22 protein-coding genes, 1 pseudogene and 1 riboswitch are annotated in these 24,092 nt (G+C 60.7%); of the genes and pseudogenes, 15 read left to right on the forward strand and 8 right to left on the reverse strand.

What is annotated here, in order from left to right; translation table 11 throughout:
* Nucleotides 1-144: 144 nt before the first annotated feature.
* Nucleotides 145-729: a YajG family lipoprotein gene (locus tag KGA98_RS06840; RefSeq protein ID WP_057713333.1), complete on the forward strand. Its 585-nt coding sequence runs from the start codon at nucleotides 145-147 to the stop codon at nucleotides 727-729.
* A gap of 119 nt (nucleotides 730-848) precedes the next feature.
* On the opposite strand, the gene KGA98_RS06845 is transcribed toward KGA98_RS06840, so the two are convergent.
* The gene (locus tag KGA98_RS06845; protein WP_033052291.1) at nucleotides 849-1,055 is read right to left on the reverse strand and encodes a hypothetical protein; all 207 of its coding nucleotides are present in this window, start codon (nucleotides 1,053-1,055) and stop codon (nucleotides 849-851) included.
* 190 nt (nucleotides 1,056-1,245) lie between these two features.
* Here KGA98_RS06845 and KGA98_RS06850 point away from each other — a divergent pair, with 190 nt between their 5' ends.
* A complete protein-coding gene (locus KGA98_RS06850) occupies nucleotides 1,246-1,524 on the forward strand; it encodes a hypothetical protein (RefSeq protein ID WP_057713334.1) in 279 nt (92 codons plus the stop codon).
* Nucleotides 1,525-1,697: 173 nt separating this feature from the next.
* On the opposite strand, the gene KGA98_RS06855 is transcribed toward KGA98_RS06850, so the two are convergent.
* On the reverse strand, nucleotides 1,698-2,864 hold the full coding sequence (locus tag KGA98_RS06855; protein WP_057713335.1) for a 1-acyl-sn-glycerol-3-phosphate acyltransferase: 1,167 nt from the start codon (nucleotides 2,862-2,864) through the stop codon (nucleotides 1,698-1,700).
* Between the two features lie 139 nt (nucleotides 2,865-3,003).
* Between KGA98_RS06855 and KGA98_RS06860 the strand changes: the two genes are divergently transcribed.
* The 3 genes from KGA98_RS06860 to KGA98_RS06870 are packed head-to-tail and all read left to right on the forward strand — an operon-like array spanning nucleotide 3,004 to nucleotide 4,115.
* Nucleotides 3,004-3,186: a CPXCG motif-containing cysteine-rich protein gene (locus KGA98_RS06860; RefSeq protein WP_053159662.1), complete on the forward strand. Its 183-nt coding sequence runs from the start codon at nucleotides 3,004-3,006 to the stop codon at nucleotides 3,184-3,186.
* Between the two features lie 9 nt (nucleotides 3,187-3,195).
* The gene (locus tag KGA98_RS06865) at nucleotides 3,196-3,456 is read left to right on the forward strand and encodes a putative signal transducing protein (protein ID WP_223501908.1); all 261 of its coding nucleotides are present in this window, start codon (nucleotides 3,196-3,198) and stop codon (nucleotides 3,454-3,456) included.
* A gap of 35 nt (nucleotides 3,457-3,491) precedes the next feature.
* Nucleotides 3,492-4,115 carry an SOS response-associated peptidase gene (locus tag KGA98_RS06870; RefSeq protein WP_046041890.1) on the forward strand — a complete coding sequence of 208 codons (624 nt, stop codon included), beginning with the start codon at nucleotides 3,492-3,494 and terminating at the stop codon, nucleotides 4,113-4,115.
* Nucleotides 4,116-4,245: 130 nt separating this feature from the next.
* Here the strand turns inward: KGA98_RS06870 and KGA98_RS28660 are convergent, their stop codons facing one another.
* Nucleotides 4,246-5,088, reverse strand: a complete 843-nt coding sequence (locus KGA98_RS28660; protein ID WP_371318439.1) for a methyl-accepting chemotaxis protein — start codon at nucleotides 5,086-5,088, stop codon at nucleotides 4,246-4,248.
* 12 nt (nucleotides 5,089-5,100) lie between these two features.
* A pseudogene (locus tag KGA98_RS28665) lies at nucleotides 5,101-6,387 on the reverse strand (HAMP domain-containing protein); the annotation flags it as partial.
* A 272-nt stretch (nucleotides 6,388-6,659) separates the two neighbouring features.
* On the opposite strand from KGA98_RS28665, the gene KGA98_RS06880 reads away from it, so the two are divergent.
* Nucleotides 6,660-7,478, forward strand: a complete 819-nt coding sequence (locus KGA98_RS06880) for a M48 family metallopeptidase (protein ID WP_223501910.1) — start codon at nucleotides 6,660-6,662, stop codon at nucleotides 7,476-7,478.
* Between the two features lie 123 nt (nucleotides 7,479-7,601).
* Here the strand turns inward: KGA98_RS06880 and KGA98_RS06885 are convergent, their stop codons facing one another.
* The 3 genes from KGA98_RS06885 to KGA98_RS06895 form a co-directional block, all read right to left on the reverse strand.
* On the reverse strand, nucleotides 7,602-8,186 hold the full coding sequence (locus KGA98_RS06885) for a TMEM165/GDT1 family protein (RefSeq protein WP_008016665.1): 585 nt from the start codon (nucleotides 8,184-8,186) through the stop codon (nucleotides 7,602-7,604).
* Between the two features lie 90 nt (nucleotides 8,187-8,276).
* Nucleotides 8,277-8,399: riboswitch (yybP-ykoY riboswitch) on the reverse strand.
* Nucleotides 8,400-8,450: 51 nt separating this feature from the next.
* Complete coding sequence (locus KGA98_RS06890; protein ID WP_223501911.1) at nucleotides 8,451-9,449, reverse strand: class I SAM-dependent methyltransferase; 999 nt, start codon at nucleotides 9,447-9,449, stop codon at nucleotides 8,451-8,453.
* Nucleotides 9,450-9,482: 33 nt separating this feature from the next.
* On the reverse strand, nucleotides 9,483-10,448 hold the full coding sequence (locus tag KGA98_RS06895) for a 2-hydroxyacid dehydrogenase (protein ID WP_057713340.1): 966 nt from the start codon (nucleotides 10,446-10,448) through the stop codon (nucleotides 9,483-9,485).
* Between the two features lie 91 nt (nucleotides 10,449-10,539).
* Here KGA98_RS06895 and KGA98_RS06900 point away from each other — a divergent pair, with 91 nt between their 5' ends.
* The 7 genes from KGA98_RS06900 to KGA98_RS06930 all read left to right on the forward strand — a co-directional run bounded on the left by KGA98_RS06900 (nucleotide 10,540) and on the right by KGA98_RS06930 (nucleotide 21,163).
* The gene (locus KGA98_RS06900) at nucleotides 10,540-11,169 is read left to right on the forward strand and encodes a LysE family translocator (protein ID WP_057713341.1); all 630 of its coding nucleotides are present in this window, start codon (nucleotides 10,540-10,542) and stop codon (nucleotides 11,167-11,169) included.
* 189 nt (nucleotides 11,170-11,358) lie between these two features.
* Nucleotides 11,359-13,041, forward strand: coding sequence for a fatty acid--CoA ligase (locus KGA98_RS06905; protein WP_090457632.1), 1,683 nt, complete (start codon nucleotides 11,359-11,361; stop codon nucleotides 13,039-13,041).
* A 338-nt stretch (nucleotides 13,042-13,379) separates the two neighbouring features.
* Complete coding sequence (locus KGA98_RS06910) at nucleotides 13,380-15,284, forward strand: DUF1302 domain-containing protein (RefSeq protein WP_102670976.1); 1,905 nt, start codon at nucleotides 13,380-13,382, stop codon at nucleotides 15,282-15,284.
* 28 nt (nucleotides 15,285-15,312) lie between these two features.
* A complete protein-coding gene (locus KGA98_RS06915; protein WP_150815203.1) occupies nucleotides 15,313-16,677 on the forward strand; it encodes a DUF1329 domain-containing protein in 1,365 nt (454 codons plus the stop codon).
* Nucleotides 16,678-16,853: 176 nt separating this feature from the next.
* The gene (locus KGA98_RS06920) at nucleotides 16,854-19,592 is read left to right on the forward strand and encodes a LuxR C-terminal-related transcriptional regulator (protein ID WP_090457630.1); all 2,739 of its coding nucleotides are present in this window, start codon (nucleotides 16,854-16,856) and stop codon (nucleotides 19,590-19,592) included.
* A 90-nt stretch (nucleotides 19,593-19,682) separates the two neighbouring features.
* Nucleotides 19,683-20,324, forward strand: coding sequence for an MBL fold metallo-hydrolase (locus tag KGA98_RS06925; protein ID WP_057713346.1), 642 nt, complete (start codon nucleotides 19,683-19,685; stop codon nucleotides 20,322-20,324).
* A gap of 104 nt (nucleotides 20,325-20,428) precedes the next feature.
* A complete protein-coding gene (locus KGA98_RS06930; RefSeq protein WP_057713347.1) occupies nucleotides 20,429-21,163 on the forward strand; it encodes an OmpA family protein in 735 nt (244 codons plus the stop codon).
* A 273-nt stretch (nucleotides 21,164-21,436) separates the two neighbouring features.
* Here the strand turns inward: KGA98_RS06930 and KGA98_RS06935 are convergent, their stop codons facing one another.
* Nucleotides 21,437-21,871 (reverse strand): YhcB family protein, encoded by a 435-nt coding sequence (locus tag KGA98_RS06935; protein WP_223501912.1) that lies wholly within the window; start codon nucleotides 21,869-21,871, stop codon nucleotides 21,437-21,439.
* Nucleotides 21,872-22,015: 144 nt separating this feature from the next.
* Here KGA98_RS06935 and KGA98_RS06940 point away from each other — a divergent pair, with 144 nt between their 5' ends.
* Both KGA98_RS06940 and KGA98_RS06945 read left to right on the forward strand, forming a co-directional pair.
* Nucleotides 22,016-22,645 carry an alpha/beta hydrolase gene (locus tag KGA98_RS06940; RefSeq protein ID WP_057713348.1) on the forward strand — a complete coding sequence of 210 codons (630 nt, stop codon included), beginning with the start codon at nucleotides 22,016-22,018 and terminating at the stop codon, nucleotides 22,643-22,645.
* Nucleotides 22,646-22,669: 24 nt separating this feature from the next.
* Entirely contained in the window at nucleotides 22,670-24,025 is a 1,356-nt protein-coding gene (locus tag KGA98_RS06945) for a tryptophan--tRNA ligase (protein WP_223501913.1), read from the forward strand.
* Nucleotides 24,026-24,092 lie beyond the last annotated feature (67 nt).

Raw genomic sequence — 24,092 nt, forward strand, 5'->3', positions numbered from 1 at the left:
TATGGGGGGTGACATCTGCATGACAGGAACCGCGTTGCCAAGGGCTTGTCAGAGATTTCATCAAACACTGTGAGGTGCTGGTTACCCGCAGTGGCGCACCGCTATACTGCCGGCCTGTTTGTGCCTGATTCTGGAGAGAAGAGCATGTTGCAACGCCTGTTGTTCGGTTTGATCACTGTGACCAGTTTGACCCTGGTTGGCTGCGCCCACAGCCCGCAACAACTGAGCCCGGAACCCAAGTTGACGGCTCAACTGGCGCCCGTCGGCCACGGTCAGCCTGTTGTGGTGCGTGTGGTGGACGGACGTCCGTCGCCAACCCTCGGCACCCGTGGTGGCCTGTACCCGGAGACCAGCGCGATTACCGTACAAGGCGCGCAGATCCTGCCGAAACTGCAGGCTCAGGCCGAAGCTGCCGTGCGCCTGTTGGGTTTCACCCCGACCGCCAATGCGGCGAACGCACCGCAAATCACCGTGACCCTGGCCGAGCTGAAGTATCAGTCGCCTAAAGAAGGCATGTACGTGACCGAAGCGACCATCGGCGCGACCTTCCGCTCGGATGTGCAGAACGCCAACCGTCGCTACAGCGGCCGTTATGGTGCTTCCCTGGACCAGCGCTTCGGTATGGCGCCGAACCAGGAAACCAACACCAAGCTGGTCAGCGATGTGCTCAGTGATGCCTTGACCCGCCTGTTCAAGGACCCGACTGTGGGGCAGGTTCTCGGCGAGTAATGCGAGCCCACTGCAGGAGCGAGCCTGCTCGCGATGGTCGTTAACGATTACGCGGGGAATCTGATACCCCGCGGCGTTCTCAAGTCCATCGTGAGCAAGCTCGCTCCTACAGATCGGTTTCAGGCGGCTTGCGAGTAAAAATCCAGCACGCTCACGCCCGTCAGCAAATCCGCCTCCGGCAAATCCGCATGCTGGTGGCCACCGAGTGCGCAATACACCAGCCAGTGGCGGTCCTGAACGTTGAAGGCGAGGCTGCCGACGAGGGCTTGTTGTTCTTCGCTGGGGGTGATGAGGTAAAGACGATCCTGGTTTTCGGCGTGGAGCATGACGTGATCCGTGTCGGTTTCGAGGCGCGCATGTTCGCCGATACAGATGACGAAGCCGTGACTCAGGACAGCCATTGATCAAAAGCTTCGTTACTTGTCGGAAACAGAGGGCAGGCGCGCAGGCTTTCGGTAGAATCCGCGCCGCGGTCGCCGGTCCGGCACCTGCCACCTGTGTTACTTGAGGTTTGTGATGTCGCTGCACTTGATGACGCTGTTTACCGCCCATCCCGCCAAATTGATCAATCTGCTGGCCTTGTTCTTTGCCTTCCCCGGCGGCTGGTTGCTGCACGCCACCCGTCGTCGCGAACTGCGCGCGATGGCCAGTCTGCAGGCGCAGCGCCAGAGCAGCCCCAGCGTAGAGCCCACGCTGGATTGGGCGACCTTGCGCAAGAACCGGTTTTTCTACATCTTCGGCTTTGCCTGCATGGGGATGGCACTGCTGGTGTCGTGGATCAGTACGCAGGTCTGAGGCTGAAGTAAACCCTGTGGCGAGGGGGCTTGCCCCCGTTCGGCGGCGAAGCCGTCGTCACCTCGACAGGGACGCTGTGTCAGAGGGAAAGCCTTCTTGGGTTTTAGGGCCGCTTCGCAGCCCAACGGGGGCAAGCCCCCTCGCCACAAAAAGCGCCGTCAGGCCGATACCGCTTACAGCGGCAACCCTGCCTTCACCCGGTACTGATTGCGCACCGGCGTCGCATATTGCAGCACCAGGAATGGACGATGCTCTTCAGGGCAGGCGTCCAGGCGGCGTTGCCATTCTTCCTGGGCCTTGGCCAGTTCCTCGGCCGGGAACACTTCGGCGGCTTTCGGCACCTGCAACTGCGGATCGGTGTCCTTCCACTGCGCGTAAGCCAGGTAGTGCACGGGGAACAAGCGGTATCCGCTGAGGATTTGCCGGTCCATCTCGACCGCCAATTGCTTGGTGTCTTCGAACAGCTCGGTGATCGGCGCGGCAAAGTTCACATGCACCCGGCCCTTGTAGCCGGTGATGCCCTTGGCGATGCTCACGTCATCCTCGCCCGGCACCTTGGTGTAGCTGCCGGTGGTGGCGCGGATGTAAAGCTCGCGGGCCTTGGCCTGATCGCAAGGGTCGTACTCGTAGCTGATCGACACCGGGGTCAGGTTCAGCGACTGAATGACTTCGCCGAACGGCTCGTCCTTGCGGCTCATGTGGAACATCTTGAGGATTGCCGATTCGGTACGGTCGTCACCGTCCTTGGCTCGTCCTTCGGCCTGGGCGATCCAGATCGAGGCGCAATCGTTGCGGATCGAATGATTGATGTACGCCGACAACAGCTGATAAGCCGCCATTTTTTCCCGACGTCCGCTGATCGAGCGGTGCACGATGAAGCTCTTGTTCAGGCGCATCAGGTCGCTGACGAAAGGCTTTTGCAGCAGGTTATCGCCAATGGCGATGCGTGGCGTCGGTAGGCCGGCGTGGTAGACGGCATAGTTGACGAAGGCCGGGTCCATCACGATGTCGCGGTGGTTGGCGATGAACAGATAGGCACTGCCGGACTTGAATTGCTCCACCCCGGTATAGGTGACACCGTCGGTGGCACGCTCAATGGTGTGGTCGACGTAAACCTCGACTTTGTCCTGCAGCGTGGCCACTGAGGTAATGCCGGCAAACTCACGGCGCAGCCGATGGGCTATAAGAGGTTTGAGTGCCCAGCCTAAAGCGCCGGCGAAACGCGGGAAGCGGAAGTGGGTGAGGATATCTAGAAACGCCTTGTCGCCGAGCAGCCGGTCCAGCACCGCTGGGACTTCGCTGTCGTCGTAAGGTCGGATGGCATCGAATTCGCCCATCATGCTCTCTTGTTAGAAACGGCTAGGGTAAGTAAAGGTTTTGATCGAAAACCGGCGGGGTACGGTCTGAAAAAGTAGCCAGACAAAAATAGCCCTGCAAATAGACCGGCGATTATACGCACAAGTCACTTGGGAGACCGCGATGCTGGAAACTGCGCAATATGAATGTCCTTATTGTGGTGAGGAAGTCGAGACGACGCTGGATTTGTCCGGTGGCGATCAGACCTATATTGAAGACTGCCAGGTGTGCTGTCGGCCGATAACCTTCGTGTTGCAGGTTCATGAAGAGGAATGGCATCTCGAAGTGTTCAGCGAAAACGAGTGAGGAGCGTGTATGCAGCGCATCTACGACCCGGAAAACCTGATGGAAGGCGAGTTGCTGCAAAGCATGCTCGCCAGCGAGGGCATTGAGGCGCATCTGGTGGGACGCGATCTGGTGGGAGCCACCGGTGAGTTGCCGATTTTCGGTTTGCTGGGTTTGGCAGTGGATAACGACCAGGCCGAATACGCCCGCGAGCTGATCACCGCGTACAATGCCGCGCTGCCGCTGTCTGGCGATGAACCGGACAGCTTCCCCGGCACGCTGGTCTGTTAGGCTGGCGTTCGTTTGATCAAGAGTCGTGTTGCCCCATGTGTGGACGTTATGCCCTGTTTCGCTGGAACCCCGCCTTCGCGGCGCTGCCCGGTTTTCCCGCCGACCAGCAGGCGCAGTGGAACATTTCCCCCAATGATTCGGTGTTGATGCTACGGGCCGAGCCAGACGGCCAGCGCACGCTGGCCCGTGCCCGCTGGGGCCTGACGCCACCCTGGCTGACCGATCTGTCCCGCACCCCGGCCCACGCCCGTGCCGAAACCGTTGCCGAACAGCCAATGTTTCGCCAGGCCTTGCGTGAGCGCCGCTGCCTGTTGCCGGCCAATGGTTTCTACGAATGGCGCGGCACGACGCGCAAGCGCCCGTATTGGCTGACACCAGGGGAGGGCTCGTCATTATTTTTTGCGGCGATCTGGGAGGCGTATCCGGTACAGGAGCAGGTGTGGCTGAGTACCGCCGTGATTACCCAGCCGGCAGCGAGCCAGCGGCGGCCGTTGATTCTTGATGAGGCGGGGCAGGCCGCGTGGCTGGATCCCGAGACGCCGCTGCATGCTTTGCAAGCATTGCTGGCCAGTGAACCTGCGGCATTGCGCGAACGGGTGCTGGCCAACATGGTGAATGATCCGAAGCTCAATGGACCTGAGTGTTTGACCCCGGGTTGAGTTTTTTGGTGTCAGTGCAGTCCCCTTCGCGAGCAAGCCCGCTCCCACACACATATTCTGTGTTCACTGAAGATCAAATGTGGGAGCGGCGGTGCGGCGATCCGACTTGCTCGCGAAGAGGGCCTGAAGGTCAAACCCTGAACTGATTGATCAACCGCCGCTGCTGCTCAGCCAGTTTGGTCAAGTCAGCACTGGCCGCACTCGACTCATCCGCACCACCGGCCACTTCATTGGCCACCTGGCCGATGTTGATCACGTTGCGGTTGATGTCGTCCGCCACCGCACTTTGCTCCTCGGCCGCGCTGGCAATCTGGGTGTTCATGTCGTTGATCACCGACACGGCCTGAGTAATGGTTTCCAGTGCTTCGGCAGCCTTCGATGCGTGCAGTACGCTTTCGTCCGTGCGGTTCTGGCTGTCCTCCATGACTCGCACCACATCACGCGTGCCTTGCTGCAGTTGCTGGATCATGGTCTGGATTTCTTCGGTGGCCTTTTGCGTCTTCTGCGCCAGGTTACGCACCTCGTCGGCCACCACGGCAAAACCTCGGCCCTGTTCACCGGCACGGGCGGCTTCGATGGCTGCGTTCAGGGCCAGCAGGTTGGTCTGCTCGGCGATCCCGCGAATGGCGGTGAGGATGGCGTTGATGTTTTCGCTGTCCTTGGCCAGGGTTTGCACCACGCCGACGGCCCGGCCGATCTCCACGGCGAGGGCACCAATGGAGTTCGAGGTGTCGCGCACGATCTGCATGCCCTGGCTGGCGGCCTGATCGGCATGGCTGGCGGCCTGTGCGGCCTGGGTCGCATTGCGCGCGACGTCCTGGGCGGTGGCGGTCATTTCCTGTACGGCGGTGGCCACTTGATCGATCTCGGCCATTTGCTTGTGCACACCGGTGTTGGTGCGGATGGCGATGTCGGCGGTGTGTTCCGACGAATCGCTGACGCTCTGCACCGAAGTCACCACTTGGGTGATCATCGCCTGCAACTTGGCCAGGAAAGTGTTGAAGCCTTTGGCGATCGAGCCCAGTTCATCGGCGCGATCGCTGGTCAGGCGTCGGGTCAGGTCGCCTTCGCCCTGGGCGATATCGTCGAGCATGGCCACCATCTGCTTGAGCGGGCGGGCGATGCCGTGGCCCACCAGCCAGATCACCAGCAAGCCGATACCGGCAATCACCAGGCCAACCATCGCCATGCCGAAGGTGTCGGATTTGCGCTGCGCGTCCAGGTCGGCCTGGAGTTTTTGCAGGTCGGCCATGACCGCATTCAGCGGCAACTGCAGCATCAGGGTCCAGCGGGCGTCGGTCTGGCCGATGCCGAACGGCAGGTACAACTCGATCCGGCCCTGGGCCTTGTCGACGGTATAGGTGACTTCGCCGCGCTTGAGATTGGCCATGTTGGGGATCTGTTTGCTGTCGAGGATGTCGCTGACCTTCTCGCCGAATTTGCTCGGATCCTTGGTGTAGGCAACGATCCGGCCATTGCCGCCGATCAGGGCCATTTCCCCGGCGCCGCTGTAAAGCTTCTGGTTGGCGCCCAGGAGCATTTCCTGGATGAAGTTCACCGACAGGTCGGCGCCGACGATGCCCTGGAAGGCACCGTTGAGCATGATCGGTTCAATAAAGGAGGCGAGCATGACGATTTTGTCGCCCACCTTATAGGGCGCCGGATCGATCACGCAGGATTTTTTGGTTTCTTTCGAGCACAGGTAGTACTCGCTGGCGCGCACGCCAGTGGACAGGGTTTTCTGGTCGTCGACGTCCACCAGTTTGTCCAGGCCCAGGGTGCCGTCGTCGTTGCGGAACCACCAAGGCAGGAAACGCCCGTTGGCGGCGTCGATGCCGACCACTTGGGTACCGACGTAAGCCGCGTCGTTGTGATCCAGTGCGTCTTTTTCCCAGCCGATGTAGGTGCCGAGGATTTTCGGGTTCTTGACCACGTTTTCCTTGATCAGGCCGATCAGTTGCTCGCGGCTCAGGCTCAGGGCGGGTTGGCCATCGGCACCCGGTGTGCCGATCAGGGCGTTGACCCGCACCAGTCCGCCGGCGATCAGCAGCGGTGCTTCGAGTTCGCGCTGGATCTGGCTGACCTGGGTTTGCGCCAGGGACGTCAGGCGTTGTTCGATGACTTGCTCGAATTGGGCCTGGGTCCGCTCCTGGACCATATCTTGCGTCCGGGCACCGGAGAACAGTGCGTACACAACCAGCGCTGCCACGACACTAAGGACAATGGCGCCGGCAAGGGCCGCCACGGAAAACTGGATCGACTTGAATTTCATGGGGGCTCCGCACGCGAAAGGACATCTGCCCAGGTGTATCGGCAGGGTGACGGGCGGGCATGAGCGCGGGCAGTTGAAAGGACCGTTTTGGCGTGCCGGATGTCGTAATTGAATCAATGAGCGGCGTGATGGGCTGCGGGTTGTCGCCGTATGTGAATTTTTTTCTACGGCGATGAGAGCTTTGTCCGAATTGTGCGTCTTACGTCCATTGTATCTGGCGTCGATACATTTCCACGCCTAGGATACGCGGCATGTTTTCAGGGGGTTTTTTGATGAACAAGATTTTGGTTGTCAGTGCACTGAGCGCAGCGTTGCTGCTCGCCGGCTGCCAGTCGGTCAGTACCACCAAAGGCGGCGCTGTAGGCATTGAGCGCAAGCAGTACATGTTCAGCATGTTGTCCTCGCAACAGGTCGACCAGATGTACGCCCAGTCCTATCAGAAAACAGTGGGCGAAGCGTCCAGCAAGGGTGTGCTGGACAAGACCAGCAATGAAGCCCAGCGGGTTCAGGCGATTGCCGACCGGCTGATTGCCCAGGCGCCGAACTTCCGTCCGGACGCGGCCCAGTGGAAGTGGGAAGTCAACCTGATCAAGAGCGATGAGCTCAACGCCAACTGCGGCCCTGGCGGCAAGATCATTTTCTACACCGGGTTGATCGACAAACTGCAACTGACCGACGATGAAATCGCCGCGATCATGGGCCATGAAATCGCCCACGCCCTGCGTGAGCACGGTCGTGAAGCGATGTCCAAGGCTTACGGCATCGAAATGGCGAAGCAGGGCGCGGGTACCTTGCTCGGGTTGGGGCAGGACAGCCTGGCCCTGGCCGATACCGTGGCCAACTACGGCATGACCTTGCCCAACAGCCGTGCCAATGAAAACGAAGCGGACCTGATCGGCCTGGAACTGGCCGCCCGCGCCGGTTACAACCCGAATGCCGCGATCACCCTGTGGAACAAGATGAGCAAGGCCTCGGAAGGTTCGCCACCGGAGTTCATGAGCACTCACCCGGCGTCGTCGAGTCGTATTGCGGCGTTGCAGGCGGCGATTCCGAAGGTCATGCCTTTGTATGAGCAGGCCAAGAAGTCCTGATAGTCATGTGCTGAGGCTGCTGGCCTCTTCGCGAGCAGGCTCGCTCCCACAGGGAAATGCATTCCAACTGTGGGAGTGAGCCTGCTCGCGATGAGCGATAACGCGGTCTAACGACCTATCGCGTCAAACCCACCCGCTGCTCTGCATCGCCTTGTACACCGCGACAATCGCCAGGATGAAGAACGCCGACGCCGCCAGTCGACGGATCAGGGTCAACGGCAATTTGTCCGCGGCAAAGTTACCGGCCAATACCACGGGCACGTTGGCAATCAGCATGCCGAGGGTGGTGCCGATGATCACCAGCCACAGCTCCGGATACTGCGCAGCCAGCATCACGGTCGCGATCTGCGTCTTGTCGCCGATTTCCGCCAGGAAGAACGCGATCAGCGTGGTCAGGAACGGCCCGAACTTGCGGGCGGTGCTGGCTTCGTCGTCATCCATCTTGTCCGGGACCAGGGTCCACAGCGCCGTGGCGGCGAAGCTCGCGGCGAGGATCCAGTGCAGCATCGTATCCGAGAAGAAACTGCCGACCCAGGCGCCAACTGCACCGGCGGCCGCGTGGTTGGCCAGGGTCGCGGCGACGATACCGGCGATGATCGGCCAGGGCTTGCGGAAACGGGCAGCGAGAATGAGCGCGAGCAGTTGCGTCTTGTCGCCGATTTCGGCTAAGGCAACGATTGCGGTAGGTACGAGTAGTGAATCCAGCATCAGGGGTTTTCCTAAGGGGCGGGTCGACACGGCTATGACACGTACAGCCTCCCCGCCCCGGGTAAGGTGTTCGTGTCATAGGTCTTGTCAAACCCTGCGATCCATCTGATGTGGATGCTTGGGTCGCATGCGCCATGGTCTGAGGACCAAGTATGTTGACGCATGCCGGACGAGCGTGGCGCTCGTGGGAGACTACTCCCCTAGGACGGAGCGGATTCTGCCTTTGCAAAACCCATTCGGCAAGCCTTCTTTTTCAAAGAAGTTCTATCCGCGCTTGGCTCGGTAGATCCGGAAGCCCTGTCCTTCGGCCTTGATCGCGCACACACCAAGATGCTCTTCGATCAACGGTTGATACTTCAGGAAGCTGTTCGCTACCAGACGAAGTTCGCCACCGTTTTTCAGATGTTTAGCCGCTTTTCGCAGCAAGTTCTCCGTTGCGAAATAGTCGGTGTGCACGCCGACATGGAACGGCGGATTGCTCAGAATCGCACTCAAACCCATCGGGGCGGCATCGATGCCGTCACCGGTAATCACCTCGGCTTCCAGACCATTGGCCGCCAGGGTCAGGCGACTGCTGGCAGCGGCAAAGGCATCCACATCCAGCAACGTGACCTGGTTGTGCGGGTAACGACGTTTCACTGCAGCGCCCAAGACCCCTGCGCCGCAACCGAAATCGAGCAAGTGACCGCTGGGTAGTTTGTCCAGATGTTCCAGCAGCAGCGCGCTGCCGCGATCCAGGCGACCATGGCTGAACACCCCCGGCAGGCTGATGACCTTCAACGGGCCTTCGGCCAGCGGCAATTCATAGGTCTGCGCCAGGCTTTCCAGCGGTTTGGCTTCAGGCGCGTTGGCCACGGTGACCAGCCAGAGCTGGCAGTGGCGCGCGCTGTCGAGTTTGCGTGGCTTGCCGAACGGGTTGAGTTGTTTGGCGGCGCCTTCGATGCCGCTTTTTTTCTCGCCGACCAGATACAGCTCGCGGCCAGCCAGCCGCGAGGCGAGGGCGTTGAGAATGTAGTCGGTCAGGTCCTTGGCCTTAGGCAGAAACACCACCGCTGTATCGAACCCTCGCTCGGGAGCATTCACACCAAAATGGCTGCGCTCGGCGAAGCGGGCGTCCAGCGCGGCCTGATCGCCAGCGTGCCAGCACCAACCGTGAGCTTCGGGCAGACGGCCCAGCAAGTCGTCGGCGGGCAAGCCGGCCAACAACACCGAACCCTGGAATAACTCGGCCTGACGAAGCAGTACTTCACTGCGCGGATCCATAACTGCTCCTGTGAAAAAAAGTGCCGCAGTTTATCAACTGACGACCCGCAGCGCCTTACCGCTGAAGTATCCCAGTGCGTTTTCGGTCACTTGGCCAACGATTCGCTGGCGCGCTTCGCGGCTGCCCCAGGCGTTGTGCGGGGTGACGATCAGGCGCGGGATGTCATGGGCCAGCAGCGGATTGCCGTTGACGGGAGGCTCGACGCTCAGCACGTCAGTGGCGGCGCCGCCCAGATGCCCGTTGCGCAAGGCGTTGGCCAGCGCCTGTTCGTCGATCAGGCCTCCGCGGGCGGTGTTGACCACGAACGCGCCGGGTTTCATCGCGGCCAGTTCGCGGGCGCCGATGAAGTGACGGGTGTGTTCGTTGAGCGGGCAGTGCAGGGTCAGGGCATCGACTTGCGGTAGCAGTTCATCCAGTGGCAGGCGGTCCGGCCGGGCAGGGCGCCCTGGAATTTGCCCCAGCACAACGCGCATACCGAAGGCTTCAGCCAGCCGTGCGACCGCGCCGCCCAATTCGCCATGGCCCAAAAGACCAAGGGTTTTGCCTTCGAGTTCGACAATCGGGTAATCCAGCAAACAGAATTGTTTGGCTTGCTGCCAGCGGCCTTCGCCGACGGCTTTTTGATAATCGGCCAGGCGCGTGGCCAGGTTGAGCAGCAGCATGATCGTGTGCTGCGCCACCGACGGTGTGCCGTAGCCCTGGCAGTTGCACACGGTAATCCCGTGGGCGCGGGCGGCGGCGAGGTCGACATTGTTGGTGCCGGTGGCGGTGATCAGGATCAGCTTGAGATCAGGGCTAGCGGCCATGGCGGCGGCATCGATCAGGATCTTGTTGCTGATGGCGACGGTGGCACCCTTGAGGTGTTCGATGACTTGATCGGGCAAGGTCTGGGCGAACAGCTGCAAATCGCCGAAACAACTGCGCAGCGGGTCGAGGTCAAGGTCGCCGAGGTCCAGGGACGGGTGGTCGAGGAAAACGGCGCGGCGGGTGTTCGTCATCAACTGTACCTTTTGTGCAATGAACTGAAGGCGTAATCTGCCGAGCCTACCAGATGAAATAACTAGTTACGCTTGGCCTGAAGGAGCCCCCATGTACTGGACAGAGTTCTTGACCGTTGCCCTGATTCACCTGCTGGCCGTGGCCAGCCCCGGCCCGGACTTTGCCGTGGTGGTGCGCGAGAGTGTTACCCACGGTCGTCGTGCGGGCACCTGGACCGCGCTGGGCGTGGGCACGGCGATTTTCCTGCACGTGGGTTACTCGCTGTTGGGTATCGGCCTGATCGTGTCCCAGTCGATCGTGCTGTTCAATGCCTTGAAATGGGCCGCCGCCGCTTACCTGCTGTACATCGGTTACAAGGCGCTGCGCGCGCAACCGGCCAAGTCTGTGGCGGACGACCTGCACAAGGAAGCCGGCGAGCGCACCGCCCGTGGTGCCTTCACTTCGGGTTTCGTCACCAACGGTCTCAATCCGAAAGCCACGCTGTTCTTCCTCTCGCTGTTCACCGTGGTGATCAACCCGCACACGCCGCTGGCCGTGCAGGCCGGGTACGGGGTTTACCTGGCGGTGGCGACAGCGACCTGGTTCTGCCTGGTGGCGATGTTGTTCAGCCAGCAGCGCGTACGCGCCGGTTTCGCCCGCATGGGGCACTGGTTCGATCGGACCATGGGCGCGGTGCTGATCGCGATTGGCGTGAAACTCGCTTTTACCGAGATGCACTGATCAGATATCTGTCCTTGTAGGAGCGTCGACCGGCTGCTCCTACAGATGATCAAACCCCATGATTGATGGCGCAACGCTATCATTCATGGGGTTCTGCAAATCATTCCTTTGGCTGATTTGGCTGACGTTCAAGGGCACTACAGTGCGTACTTTCAGTCACGACCGTGCAGTCAGATTAAAGGGATTATTATGTTGAAGACTCGCGTTATCCCCCCGGCCGAAGGCGCTTACCAGTACCCGCTGTTGATCAAACGGCTGCTGATGTCCGGTGCCCGTTATGAGAAAACCCGCGAGATCATCTACCGCGACAAGTTGCGCTATAGCTACCCGACCCTGATCGAACGGGTAGCCCGCCTGGCCAACGTGCTGACAGCGGCCGGAGTCAAGCCCGGGGATGCCGTGGGTGTGATGGACTGGGACAGCCATCGTTACCTGGAATGCATGTTCGCCATCCCGATGATCGGTGCGGTGATCCACACCATCAACGTGCGCCTGTCGCCGGAACAGATCCTCTACACCATGAACCACGCCGAGGACCGCTTTGTACTGGTCAACAGCGAGTTCGTCGGTCTCTACAAGGCCATCGAGGGGCAACTGACCACGGTCGACAAAACCCTGCTGTTGACTGACCTGCCGGAAAAAACCGCAGACCTGCCGAATCTCGTCGGCGAATACGAACAACTGCTGGCCGCGGCGAGCCCGCAATACGACTTCGAGGACTTCGACGAAAACTCGGTCGCGACCACGTTCTATACCACCGGCACCACCGGCAACCCCAAGGGCGTGTACTTCACCCATCGGCAACTGGTGCTGCACACCATGGGCGTGTCGACCATCATGGGCGCGATCGATAGCGTGCGCCTGCTGGGCACCAACGACGTGTACATGCCGATCACCCCGATGTTCCACGTGCACGCCTGGGGCTTGCCGTATGTGGCGACCATGCTCGGGCTCAAGCAGGTGTATCCCGGCCGCTATGACCCGGAGTACCTGGTGGAGTTGTGGCGCAAGGAAAAGGTCACGTTCTCTCATTGCGTACCGACCATTTTGCAGATGGTCCTCAATGCCAAGGCCGCGCAGACCGTCGACTTCGGCGGCTGGAAAATCGTCATCGGCGGCAGCGCCCTGAACCGCACGTTGTACGAGGCGGCCAAGGCCAAAGGCATTCAGCTGACCGCTGCCTACGGCATGTCGGAAACCGGGCCACTGGTTTCGTGCGCGCACCTCAACGACGAATTGATGGCGGGTACCGAAGACGAACGCACCACTTACCGGATCAAGGCCGGCGTGCCGGGGCCACTGGTGGAGGCAGCGATCGTCGACACCGAGGGCAACTTCCTGCCCGCCGATGGCGAGACCCAGGGCGAACTGGTGTTACGCGCTCCATGGCTGACCGAGGGGTATTTCAATGAGCCGCAGAAGGGCGCCGAGCTCTGGGCCGGAGGCTGGCTGCACACCGGTGACGTGGCGACCCTGGACAGCATGGGCGTGATCGACATTCGTGACCGCATCAAGGACGTGATCAAGACCGGTGGCGAGTGGATCTCCTCCCTGGACCTGGAAGACCTGATCAGTCGTCATGCGGCGGTACGTGAAGTAGCAGTGGTGGGGATCCCCGATCCGCAGTGGGGAGAGCGGCCGTTTGCCCTGCTGGTGCTCCGTGAGGGGCATGCAATCGGGGCGCGGGAACTCAAGGAACACCTCAAGCCGTTTGTGGAGCTGGGGCACTTGAGCAAGTGGGCGATTCCGAGCCAGATCGCCCTTGTTACTGAAATTCCCAAGACCAGTGTCGGCAAGCTCGACAAGAAGCGCATTCGTGTCGACATCAGCGAATGGCAAGCCACCAACAGCACCTTCCTCTCGACGCTTTAGCGTCACCTGGCGTGCTCGAAAGGGCACGCCAGCCCCCACCAAGCAAGCGCTTGGCTTGTCAAAACGAAATTTTCAGCCATCCTTGCCGTGCCGACGGGTGTCGGACTGGCGAAAGGACTGTTCCAGAGTGGCTGGCAGCTGCAAATCACACTTTAGAGGGATCAAGCGCTACTACCTGCTGGCTATAGTCCACTCAAGGATTTTTAAGAACGGGGCAACCGCACGAACCGGGGCGATGCAACTTTGGAATGACTTTGGGATGCCATGGCTCCCGGTTATCCACAGCGTTTTTAGAAGTGCTCTTGCCATAAAAATAAAATGCACATGGAGTAGCGTCGATGACATCAGCAAACCAGTTCTGGCGCCGGGCGAAACTGCCCCTGGCTGTCAGTCTTGCCTCTACGCTCGCCGGGCCAGCATTCGGCGTCAGTTTCAACGTCGGTGAAATCGAAGGTCAGTTCGACTCATCCCTGTCGATCGGTGCCAGTTGGTCTACCGAAAGTGCCAACAAGAACCTCATCGGTGTCAACAACGGCGGCAAGGGTCTGTCCCAGACTTCTGATGACGGTCACCTGAACTTCAAGAGCGGGGAAACTTTCTCGAAGATCTTCAAGGGCATCCATGACCTTGAACTGAAATACGGCGATACCGGTGTTTTCGTCCGTGGCAAATACTGGTACGACTTTGAACTGAAGGACGAAAGCCGTCCGTTCAAGGACATCAGCGACGACAACCGCAAGGAAGGCGCCAAGTCTGCCGGCGGCCAGATCCTCGACGCCTTCGTCTACCACAACTACTCCATTGCCGATCAGCCAGGCTCCGTGCGTCTGGGCAAGCAGGTCGTGAGCTGGGGTGAAAGTACCTTCATCGGTGGCGGCATCAACTCGATCAACCCGATCGACGTGTCCGCGTTCCGCCGTCCGGGGGCCGAGATCAAGGAAGGCCTGATCCCGGTCAACATGTTCTATGTGTCCCAGAGCCTGACCGAAAACCTCTCGGCCGAAGCGTTCTACCAAATTGAATGGGACCAGACCGTTGTCGACAACTGCGGCACGTTCTTCTCCCAGCCAGACATCGTTGCCGACGGCTGCGACGACAACCTGCGCGTACTGGCCAAGCGCTCGCAAATTCCGGCCATTGCCCTGGGGCCTTTGGCCGCCAACGGCGTCGACGTCAACAATGAGGGTGTTCTGGTGCGTCGTGGCCCCGATCGCGATGCCCGCGACAGCGGCCAGTGGGGCGCGTCCCTCAAGTACATGTTCGATCCGCTGGACACCGAGTTCGGCGCCTACTTCATGAATTACCACAGCCGTGCGCCGATCTTCAGCGCTACCGGTGCGCCGCAGTCGGTCTACAACACTGCAGCGGCCCTCCAGGGCGGCCCGTTCGCCGCACTGGCGCCATTGCTGGTGGCGGGTAATTCGCAGTACTTCATCGAATACCCGGAAGACATCCGCCTCTACGGCCTGAGCTTCTCCACCACCCTGCCTACCGGTACGGCGTGGAGCGGTGAGATCAGCTACCGTCCGAACGCTCCGGTGCAGCTCAACTCCACCGACATCCTGTTCTCCGGTGTTCGTCCTATAGGCAATAACAACCCGAACAACCCGTTGACCAATGCATCGCTGCTTACCGGCGTGCCGGGTCAGGACCTGCACGGGTATCGTCGCAAGGAAGTCACCCAGTTCCAGACCACCCTGACGCACTTCTTCGATCAGGTCATGGGCGCCAGCCGTCTGACCCTGGTGGGCGAAGTGGGCGTGACCCACGTTGGCGGCCTGGAAAGCACTTCCGACGTTCGTTATGGCCGCGATCCGGTCTACGGTCCGGGTGAATTGCCAGCCTCTGGCGCGCTCAATACCTGCGTGACACTCAACAACAGCACCATCAGCGGTGCCGGCCCGGGTACGCCGACCAACAACCGCAGCCGCAACTGCACCGACGAAGGCTTCACCACCGCGACTTCATGGGGCTACCGCGGTCGTGCCATCTGGGAATACAACGACGTGTTTGCCGGTGTGAACCTCAAGCCAAACGTAGCCTGGTCTCATGACGTGGAAGGCTACTCCCCTGGGCCTGGCGGCAACTTCGAGGAAGGCCGCAAGGCGGTGAGCCTGGGTGTCGACGCCGAGTACCAGAACACCTACACCGCGAGCCTGGCCTACACCAACTTCTTCGACGGCAAGTACACCACCGTGGATGACCGCGACTTCGTTGCGCTCAGCCTCGGCGTGAACTTCTAAGCACTGAATTTTCAGGACGAACGAACATATGAAAATAACAAAGAGTCTGTTCCACGCCGGTGTTCTGGGGCTTTCGCTGCTGGCGACCAGTGTCATCGCAGCGGTTCCCCAGGCCGAGGCCGACAAGCTGGGCAAGAGCCTGACCCCGATGGGCGCCGAAATGGCGGGTAACGCCGACGGTTCGATCCCGGCCTGGAAACCGTTGCCGAAGAATGCCGGAGCGGTCGACAGCAAGGGCTTCCTGTCCGATCCGTACCCGGGTGAAAAACCGCTGTTCACCATCACGGCGCAGAACGTCGACCAGTACAAGGAAAAGCTTGCCCCGGGCCAGTACGCGATGTTCAAGCGCTACCCGGAAACCTTCAAGATGCCGGTCTATCCGTCCCACCGCGGTGCCACCGTGCCGGATGAGGTGTTCGCCTCCATCAAGAAGAACGCCACCAACACCAAGCTGGTGTCCGGCGGCAACGGCCTGGAGAACTTTGAAACCGCCATTCCGTTCCCGATCCCGAAAAGCGGCGTTGAAGTCATCTGGAACCACATCACCCGCTATCGCGGGGGCAGCGTGACCCGTCTGGTAACCCAGGCCACACCACAGCCGAACGGCTCGTTCAGCCTGGTGTACTTCCAGGACCAGTTCGTGTTCCGCGACAAGATGAAGGACTACGATCCGGCGAACCCGGGCAACATCCTGTTCTACTTCAAGCAGAAAGTGACCGCGCCGGCGCGTCTGGCCGGTGGTGTACTGCTGGTTCACGAAACCCTCGACCAGGTCAAGGAGCCGCGCTCGGCATGGGTCTACAACGCCGGCCAGCGTCGTGTGCGCCGTGCGCCGCAAGTGTCCTATGACGGCCCGGGTACCGCAGCCGATGGCCTGCGTACCTCCGACAACCTGGACATGTACAACGGTGCACCGGATCGTTACGACTGGAAGCTCGAAGGCAAGAAAGAGATGTACATCGCTTCCGATGCCTACAAGCTCGACGATCCGAAGCTCAAGTACACCGACATCATCAAGGCCGGTCACATCAACCAGGACCTGGCTCGTTACGAGTTGCGTCGTGTGTGGCATGTAGTTGCCACCCTGAAGGAAGGTCAGCGTCACATCTACGCCAAGCGTGACTTCTACATTGACGAAGACACCTGGCAAGCAGCGGTCATCGATCATTACGACGGTCGCGGTCAACTGTGGCGCGTCGCCGAGGCCCATGCCGAGAACTACTACGACAAGCAAGTGCCGTGGTATGCCCTTGAAACCCTGTACGACCTGCAATCGGGTCGTTACCTGGCGCTGGGCATGAAGAACGAAGAGAAGTCGGCTTATGACTTCGGCTTCACTGCCACCACCAGCGACTTCACCCCGGCCGCCTTGCGTCAGGATGGTGTTCGCTAAAGTGAACTGAGTAGAGGCCGCACCCTCTGAAAACGCCCCGACTGGTTCGGGGCGTTTTTTTTTGCTTGTAGACTTTTTGTAGCCATTTGTAGCAATTACCTTCATTCCCTATCCGTTTACGGCTAGTCTGCGGACATCTGCAACGCCGCCACCCGCAATTCAAACAAGAGCCGGCTATGACTGATTTGTCTACATCCCCAGGTTCTGCAAACGTTGCTGTCGCGACACTCGACGGGCGCTTCTTCCGCCCGCCGTTGCCCGACGGCCATGTGCTGCGTCCACGTTTGTGCGAGCGCCTGAGTGCCGGGCTCGGTGGCAGGTTATTGCTGGTCAGCGCACCGGCAGGGTTCGGCAAGAGTTCGTTGGCGGTGGAGTTTTGTCAGGGGTTGCCGGCGCACTGGCAAAGTCTCTGGCTGGGGCTGAGCCCGCGAGACAGTGACCCGGGACGTTTTCTCGAGCGCCTGCTGGAAGGCCTCCAGGACTACTTCCCGCACCTGGGCAGGCAATCGCTCGGGCTGTTGAAAATGCGCCAGCGCCATCAGCCTTTCGCATTCGAAGAATGGCTGGATGGCCTGCTCGACGAATTGGCCGAGCACTTGTCCACCGCGACGCCATTGCTGCTGGTGCTGGATGATTACCATCTGGCCCAGGGGCCGGTACTGGACCGTTGCCTGCAATTTTTCCTCAATCATCTCCCGGATGGCTTGCTGGTGATGGTCACCAGTCGCCAACGTCCCGACTGGCATCTGGCGCGGCTGCGGCTGTCGCGACAACTGCTTGAATTGCATGAACAGGATCTGCGCCTGACCCACGACGAGGCCTTGAGCCTGCTCGACCGGCACAGCAGTTCCTTGCGCGGTGAAGCACTGGAAAACCTGATCCAGCGCAGCGAAGGTTGGGTCGCGGGGTTGCGTTTCTGGCTGCTGGCCGCCTCGGAGGCGGGTACCGACGGCGCGCTGCCGCAATCCTTGCACGGCGGGGAAGGGCTGATCCGCGATTACCTGCTCGAAGAGGTCATCGATTGCCTGCCCGCCGAGGTCCAGTCGTTCCTCTACGACACGGCGCCCCAGGAGCGTTTTTGCAGCGAACTGTGCGACGCCGTTCGCGACGCCCATGACAGCGGCGAAATCCTGCGCTTCCTGCTCGCCCACCAGGTGTTCCTGGTGCCGCTGGACGAGCACGGCCACTGGTATCGTTACCACCACCTGTTTTCCGATCTGTTGCGCACGCGCCCGACTTCCCAGTCGATGGTGCCGGCCGCCAGCCTGCACCTGCGTGCCTGCCGCTGGTTCAATGCCCAGGGACTGCTCGATGAGGCCGTGGAGCAGGCCTTGCGCGCCGGTCACCTGGACGTCGCGGCGAACCTGGTGCAGAACCTCTCCGAAGAGCAGCTGCTGGCCGAGCAGAATGTCGGCATGTTGCTGCGCTGGAAAATGGACTTGCCTGACAGCTTGCTGATCAGCACGCCGCGGCTGATCGTGCTTTATAGCTGGGCGTTGGGGATGGCTTGCCAACTGGATGCCGCCGAAGAGCTGGCCAGCCATTTGAGCCGTTTCCTGCCTGCTCCGTCGGCCACCGCACAGAAGTCGATGCTCGCTCAATGGCTGGCGTTGAGCGGCATCATTGCCCGTGGACGCGGCAACCGCGAACTGACGCTGCGGTACTGCCGCGAAGCGTTGGAAAGTCTTCCGTCCAAGCGTTACGGCCAGCGCCTGATGTGCCTCTCGACCCTGTCCAATCTCGCCATAGCCGACGGTGATTTGTGGCGGGCACGGGGATTGAACCGCGAATCGCTGGAGTTGGCGCAACGGGTCGGCAACCCCTTGTTCGAAGCACTGGCGCACTACGACCGCGCCCGGGTGTTGCAAGCACGCGGGGAAATCTGTCGGGCGCTGGAAGAGGTCCGTCAGGGAATGCAGCGCCTGCAGAGCTTGCCTGCGCAACGGCTATATGCGGTTCGCGCCCGGCTGACCTTGTACGAGGGCTTTTTGCTGGCCCTGCGCATGCAGCCGCAATTGGCGCGGGTGCGATTGCAGGCCGGTTTGAGCGAGGCGCGCGCCTGCCGTGACATCAGCGTGCTGATCGGCCACTGCGTGATTGCCAGGCTGGAAGGCAGCAGTGGCGAGTTCGCCAAGGCCTTTGCCGAGCTTGCCGAAGCCGAACGGCTCATGCACATCTGGGATGTGCCACCGATCTACTATCTGGCCATGATCACCCTGGTCAAATGTGAACTCTGGCTGGCCCAGGGGCGCACCGATCTGGCCGAAGCCTGGCTGGCGCGCCTGGGACAGACCTATAACGGCGAAAACGCGGCGGCACCACCGGAGTTCCACCCGCAATTGCCGCTGCATATCGAATTGCAACAAGCCTTGCTTGACGTCATCCAGGGCCAACCGATGCTGGCCGAAGGGCGTTTGAATGCACTGCTCGAACATGGCCAGCAAAGCGGTCGGCAGATGCTCAGCGCCATGGCGCTGACCCAGAAAGTGGCGTTGTTGCTGGGTAGCGGACGGGAACCGGAAGCACGCAAGGCACTGGCCCAGGCGCTGGACGCCGCCGGCGGAGGGGTGCTGCAACCCTTTGAGGGCTTGTTGGCCGAGCACCCGGACTGGCTGCGTGGGCAGCTTCAAAGCTGTCCGCCAACCCCCGTTTCCCTGAGCCTCAGTGAAAAACTGCCGGCATTGGCTGCCCGTCCCGGGCTGGAGTCCTGCGCAGCCGCGGAGCAACTCAGCACCCGGGAAATGGCGGTCCTGCGATTGATCGCCCAGGGCTGTTCGAACCAGGAAATCAGCGATCAGCTGTTTATTTCCCTGCACACGGTCAAGACCCACGCCAGCCATATCAATAGCAAGCTCGGGGTCGAGCGGCGTACGCAGGCGGTGGCGCGAGCCAAGGAATTGGGGGTACTGGGTTAAGGATTTTTCACGTTACACATCGCGGCCATTGGCTGGATACTCAATTGTGAGAAAATCACTCATCCCCCGTTTATCGAGCAGGCCCCGCCGATGTCCCAGCAACCCACCCTCATTCGCGAAACCTTCCCCGTCGGCCCGTTGCAGTGCAACTGCACGATCATCGGCGATCCGGTAACGAAAAAGGCCATCGTCGTCGATCCAGGTGGCAATCATGAGCTGATCCTGGCGCGGCTCGACGCCCTGGGGCTGAAAGTGGTCAGCATCATTCACACCCACGCCCACCTCGATCATTTCCTGGCTTCCGGTCAACTCAAGGAGAAAACCGGCGCGACGCTGCATCTGCACAAGGAAGACCAGTTTCTCTGGGACAACCTGGAAATGCAGTGCCAGATGTTCGGCGTTCCTTATACCCCGGTGCCGTCCCCGGATCGCTGGCTGGCCGATGATGAAGAACTGGCTTGCGGCTGCGGCGTGGCGCTGCACACGCCAGGTCATACGCCGGGCTCCATGAGCTTCTGGTTTTCCGAGGCCAAGCTGCTGATTGCTGGTGATACGCTGTTTCGTCGCGGCGTCGGACGCACGGATTTGTGGGGCGGCGACCAGGCGACCATCGTGCGCTCGATCAAGCAGCGGCTGTACACCCTCGACGAAGACGCAACCGTGGTGACCGGGCATGGTCCGGACACCCGTCTGGGCGATGAAATGCGCGAAAACCCGTTTGTTCGGGGCTGATTTGTAACATTCGGAATTTTTACCCGTTAACATGATCCAACGCCCGCAAAGGCTGATGCCTTGGTCCGTTGCACCACAGAATGCAAAAAAAGTAGGAGCTTTACATGTTCACCATGCGTCGTTTGATGATTGTCGCTACTGCCGTGGCCGTACTGTCCGGCTGTGCCTCGCCCAACCCTTATGACGGTCAGCCGCAGGGTCAGGCGGATGGCAGCTCCCAAGGCATGAGCAAGACCGCGAAATACGGTGGCCTCGGCGCTCTGGCCGGTGCGCTGGCCGGTGCTGCGATCAACCACGATAACCGTGGCAAGGGCGCACTGATCGGTGCTGCGGTGGTCGGTGCTTCCGCCGCCGGTTACGGCTACTACGCCGATCAGCAAGAGAAAAAGCTGCGCGCCAGCATGGCCAACACCGGTGTTGAAGTGCAGCGCCAGGGCGACCAGATCAAGCTGATCATGCCGGGCAACATCACGTTCGCTACCGATTCGGCGAACATTGCCCCAAGTTTCTATCAGCCGCTGAACAACCTGGCGGGCTCGCTCAAAGAGTTCAACCAGAACCAGATCGAGATCGTCGGCTATACCGACAGCACCGGCAGCCGCCAGCACAACATGGACCTGTCCCAGCGTCGCGCACAGAGCGTGGCAACCTACCTGACCTCGCAAGGTGTCAGCGGTGCCAATCTGAGCGCTCGTGGCGCCGGTCCGGATAGCCCGGTTGCCAGCAACGGCGACGCCAATGGCCGGGCGCAGAACCGCCGTGTAGAGGTCAACCTCAAGGCGATTCCGGGCCAGCAGTATGGTGGTCAGCAGCAAGGTCAGGTTCAGCAGTACCCTTGATCGTCTGATTGAACCCCAGGCGTAGAAAAGCCCGCTCGATCTTCTACGGATCGGGCGGGCTTTTTTTGTCGTCAGTTCCGGCCCCTTCGCGGGCAAGCCCGCTCCCACAGGTCATGTGTTGGATGCAGATTTTGTGTACGACATCGACCATTGTGGGAGCGGGCTTGCCCGCGAAGAGGCCAGACCAGGCAGCAGGAATCTGGAACAGACAGAAACAAAAAAGCCCCCGGACCAGTGAAAGTCCGGGGGCTTTTTGTATGGCGCGAAAGCTGATTACTTCTTCAGGCCATAATGCTCATCGAGCATGCCCGGCGAGTTCGGGGCTTTCGGTGCGTAGTCGCGAGGCGGCTCCTGATCGCGCGGTGGCGTCAGGCGTTCACGGGGTGCCTGCGCCGCGTCGGCGTGCAGGGAAGCCAGCAGGCGTTGGCGAGTCTGTTCGTCCAGGGCCAGGCTGTTGGCGCCCTCGGCGAGATGGTCCTGCACTTCCTGATAGCTCTGAGTCAGTTTCTTGACCAGTGTCGCGGTGCTGTTGAAGTGGGTCACCACCTCGTTCTGATAACTGTCGAAACGTTCCTGAATATCGTCCAGCTGACGCTGCGTGCGGCTGGGCGCGGCGTTCGGTGCAACGCGAGCGATCAGGAACCCAATGGCGACACCCACAACCAGGGCAAGAGTCGGTAACAACCAAACTAAGAGCGAGTGTTCCACGAGTCCTTCCTCTATAAACGGCTTTGCTTTACGTTAACGGCTCGAACCTGCGCTGTATACCGCGATTCACTCGCAATAGACAGCCACAGACAATTTGCTAGACGAGTCGACCTGATCCGAGGTCACGGAGTTCCTTCCTTGCTTATGCGTGAAACCCCTGTAGTGATTGATGGCCCGGTGGGTCAACTGGAAGCACTGTACCTGGACAACGAGCAGGCGCGTGGCCTGGCGCTGATCTGCCATCCGAACCCGGTGCAGGGCGGCACCATGCTCAACAAAGTGGTCTCGACCCTGCAGCGCACCGCGCGTGATGCCGGTTTGATTACTTTGCGTTTCAACTACCGCGGGGTGGGTGCCAGTGAAGGTACACATGATATGGGCACCGGCGAAGTCGATGATGCCCAGGCTGTGGCCGAATGGTTTCGCGCCAGACACCCGCAATTGCCACTGACCCTGTTCGGTTTCTCCTTCGGTGGGTTTGTTGCAGCAAGTCTTGGCGGACGCCTGGAAGCGAAGGGCGAACCGCTCAAGCATCTATTCATGGTCGCACCGGCGGTCATGCGCCTGAGCGCTCAGGACTCACTGCCACAGCAGGGCGAACTGACCCTGATCCAGCCGGAAACCGACGAAGTGATCGATCCGCAGTTGGTTTACCAATGGTCCGACACGCTTGAACGTCCCCATGAGCTGCTGAAAGTGGCAGAATGCGGACACTTTTTTCATGGCAAGCTGACCGATCTCAAGGATCTGATCCTGCCGCGTCTCTCGAATTGATTGCAGTCTGACAAGCGATTACCCATGACGACTCGTACCCGTATCCTCACCGGCATCACCACCACCGGCACGCCGCACCTGGGCAACTACGCCGGTGCCATCCGCCCGGCGATCCTGGCCAGCCGTGACAGCAATGCCGACTCGTTCTACTTTTTGGCGGACTACCACGCCCTGATCAAGTGCGATGACCCGCTGCGCATCCAGCGCTCGCGTCTGGAAATCGCTGCGACCTGGCTGGCCGGTGGCCTGAATGTCGACCGCGTGACCTTCTACCGCCAGTCCGACATCCCGGAAATCCCCGAGCTGACCTGGCTGCTGACCTGCGTCGCCGCCAAGGGCCTGCTCAACCGCGCCCACGCCTACAAGGCTTCGGTGGACAAGAACGTCGAGACCGGCGAGGACCCGGACGCAGGCATCACCATGGGCCTTTACAGCTATCCGGTGCTGATGGCCGCGGACATCCTGATGTTCAATGCGCACAAGGTGCCGGTCGGTCGTGACCAGATCCAGCACGTGGAAATGGCGCGGGACATCGGCCAGCGCTTCAACCATCTTTTTGGCCAGGGCAAAGAGTTCTTCACCATGCCCGAGGCGTTGATCGAAGAGAGCGTCGCCACGTTGCCAGGCCTGGATGGTCGCAAGATGTCGAAGAGCTACGACAACACCATCCCGCTCTTCAGCAGTGCCAAAGAGATGAAGGACGCGATTTCGCGGATCGTCACCGACTCCCGCGCACCGGGCGAAGCCAAGGATCCGGACAACTCGCACCTGTTCACCCTGTTCCAGGCGTTTGCCACCCCGGCGCAAGCCGACGAGTTCCGCAGCGAACTGTTGCAGGGCCTGGGTTGGGGCGAGGCGAAGAATCGTCTGTTCCAGTTGCTCGACAACGAACTGGGCGAATCCCGCGAGCGTTACAACCAGCTGATCGAGCGCCCGGCGGATCTGGAGGACATCCTGCAACACGGCGCGAAAAAGGCCCGTGCGGTAGCGACACCCTTCCTCAACGAACTGCGTGAAGCGGTGGGCCTGCGCTCCTTCGTTGCCCAGACTCAAGTGGCGGCGACCACCAAGAAGAAAGCCGTGAAGGCTGCGCGTTTTGTCAGCTTCCGTGAAGACGACGGCAGTTTCCGCTTCCGTCTGCTGGCGGCAGATGGCGAACAACTGCTGCTGTCGCGCAACTTCGCCGACGGTAAAACCGCCGGGCAGGTGACCAAGCAACTGCAAGCGGGCCAGGCATTGGACGTGCGCAGTGAAGACCTGGGCTTCAGCATCTGGCTGGAAGGCGAGTGCGTTGCCGACAGCCCGGCGTTTGCCGACAGCGCCGCCCGTGACGCTGCCATCGAAGCCTTGCGCATTGCCCTGACGCCGGTTCAGGAATAAACAACGGTTCGGCCCGACCAAGGGCCGATTGCCATTCCTCGGGGTCGTCGCTACAGTGTCGGCCCGT

Origin of the sequence: Pseudomonas sp. BF-R-24 (assembly GCF_019947335.1) — a bacterium.
In the GTDB taxonomy this organism is placed as follows: Bacteria; Pseudomonadota; Gammaproteobacteria; order Pseudomonadales; family Pseudomonadaceae; genus Aquipseudomonas; species Aquipseudomonas jessenii.

Coding starts and splice junctions, on each gene's coding strand:
- KGA98_RS06890 (WP_223501911.1), bottom strand. CDS start 9,449: ATGGATCCGCGCAGTGAAGTACTGCTTCGTCAGGCCGAGTTATTCCAG.
- KGA98_RS06930 (WP_057713347.1), top strand. CDS start 20,429: ATGTTCACCATGCGTCGTTTGATGATTGTCGCTACTGCCGTGGCCGTA.
- KGA98_RS06910 (WP_102670976.1), top strand. CDS start 13,380: ATGACATCAGCAAACCAGTTCTGGCGCCGGGCGAAACTGCCCCTGGCT.
- KGA98_RS06895 (WP_057713340.1), bottom strand. CDS start 10,448: ATGACGAACACCCGCCGCGCCGTTTTCCTCGACCACCCGTCCCTGGAC.
- KGA98_RS06900 (WP_057713341.1), top strand. CDS start 10,540: ATGTACTGGACAGAGTTCTTGACCGTTGCCCTGATTCACCTGCTGGCC.
- KGA98_RS06905 (WP_090457632.1), top strand. CDS start 11,359: ATGTTGAAGACTCGCGTTATCCCCCCGGCCGAAGGCGCTTACCAGTAC.
- KGA98_RS06845 (WP_033052291.1), bottom strand. CDS start 1,055: ATGCTCCACGCCGAAAACCAGGATCGTCTTTACCTCATCACCCCCAGC.
- KGA98_RS06860 (WP_053159662.1), top strand. CDS start 3,004: ATGCTGGAAACTGCGCAATATGAATGTCCTTATTGTGGTGAGGAAGTC.
- KGA98_RS06945 (WP_223501913.1), top strand. CDS start 22,670: ATGACGACTCGTACCCGTATCCTCACCGGCATCACCACCACCGGCACG.
- KGA98_RS06885 (WP_008016665.1), bottom strand. CDS start 8,186: ATGCTGGATTCACTACTCGTACCTACCGCAATCGTTGCCTTAGCCGAA.
- KGA98_RS06915 (WP_150815203.1), top strand. CDS start 15,313: ATGAAAATAACAAAGAGTCTGTTCCACGCCGGTGTTCTGGGGCTTTCG.
- KGA98_RS06925 (WP_057713346.1), top strand. CDS start 19,683: ATGTCCCAGCAACCCACCCTCATTCGCGAAACCTTCCCCGTCGGCCCG.
- KGA98_RS06855 (WP_057713335.1), bottom strand. CDS start 2,864: ATGATGGGCGAATTCGATGCCATCCGACCTTACGACGACAGCGAAGTC.
- KGA98_RS06840 (WP_057713333.1), top strand. CDS start 145: ATGTTGCAACGCCTGTTGTTCGGTTTGATCACTGTGACCAGTTTGACC.
- KGA98_RS28660 (WP_371318439.1), bottom strand. CDS start 5,088: ATGATCACCCAAGTGGTGACTTCGGTGCAGAGCGTCAGCGATTCGTCG.
- KGA98_RS06865 (WP_223501908.1), top strand. CDS start 3,196: ATGCAGCGCATCTACGACCCGGAAAACCTGATGGAAGGCGAGTTGCTG.
- KGA98_RS06870 (WP_046041890.1), top strand. CDS start 3,492: ATGTGTGGACGTTATGCCCTGTTTCGCTGGAACCCCGCCTTCGCGGCG.
- KGA98_RS06880 (WP_223501910.1), top strand. CDS start 6,660: ATGAACAAGATTTTGGTTGTCAGTGCACTGAGCGCAGCGTTGCTGCTC.
- KGA98_RS06850 (WP_057713334.1), top strand. CDS start 1,246: ATGTCGCTGCACTTGATGACGCTGTTTACCGCCCATCCCGCCAAATTG.
- KGA98_RS06940 (WP_057713348.1), top strand. CDS start 22,016: ATGCGTGAAACCCCTGTAGTGATTGATGGCCCGGTGGGTCAACTGGAA.
- KGA98_RS06920 (WP_090457630.1), top strand. CDS start 16,854: ATGACTGATTTGTCTACATCCCCAGGTTCTGCAAACGTTGCTGTCGCG.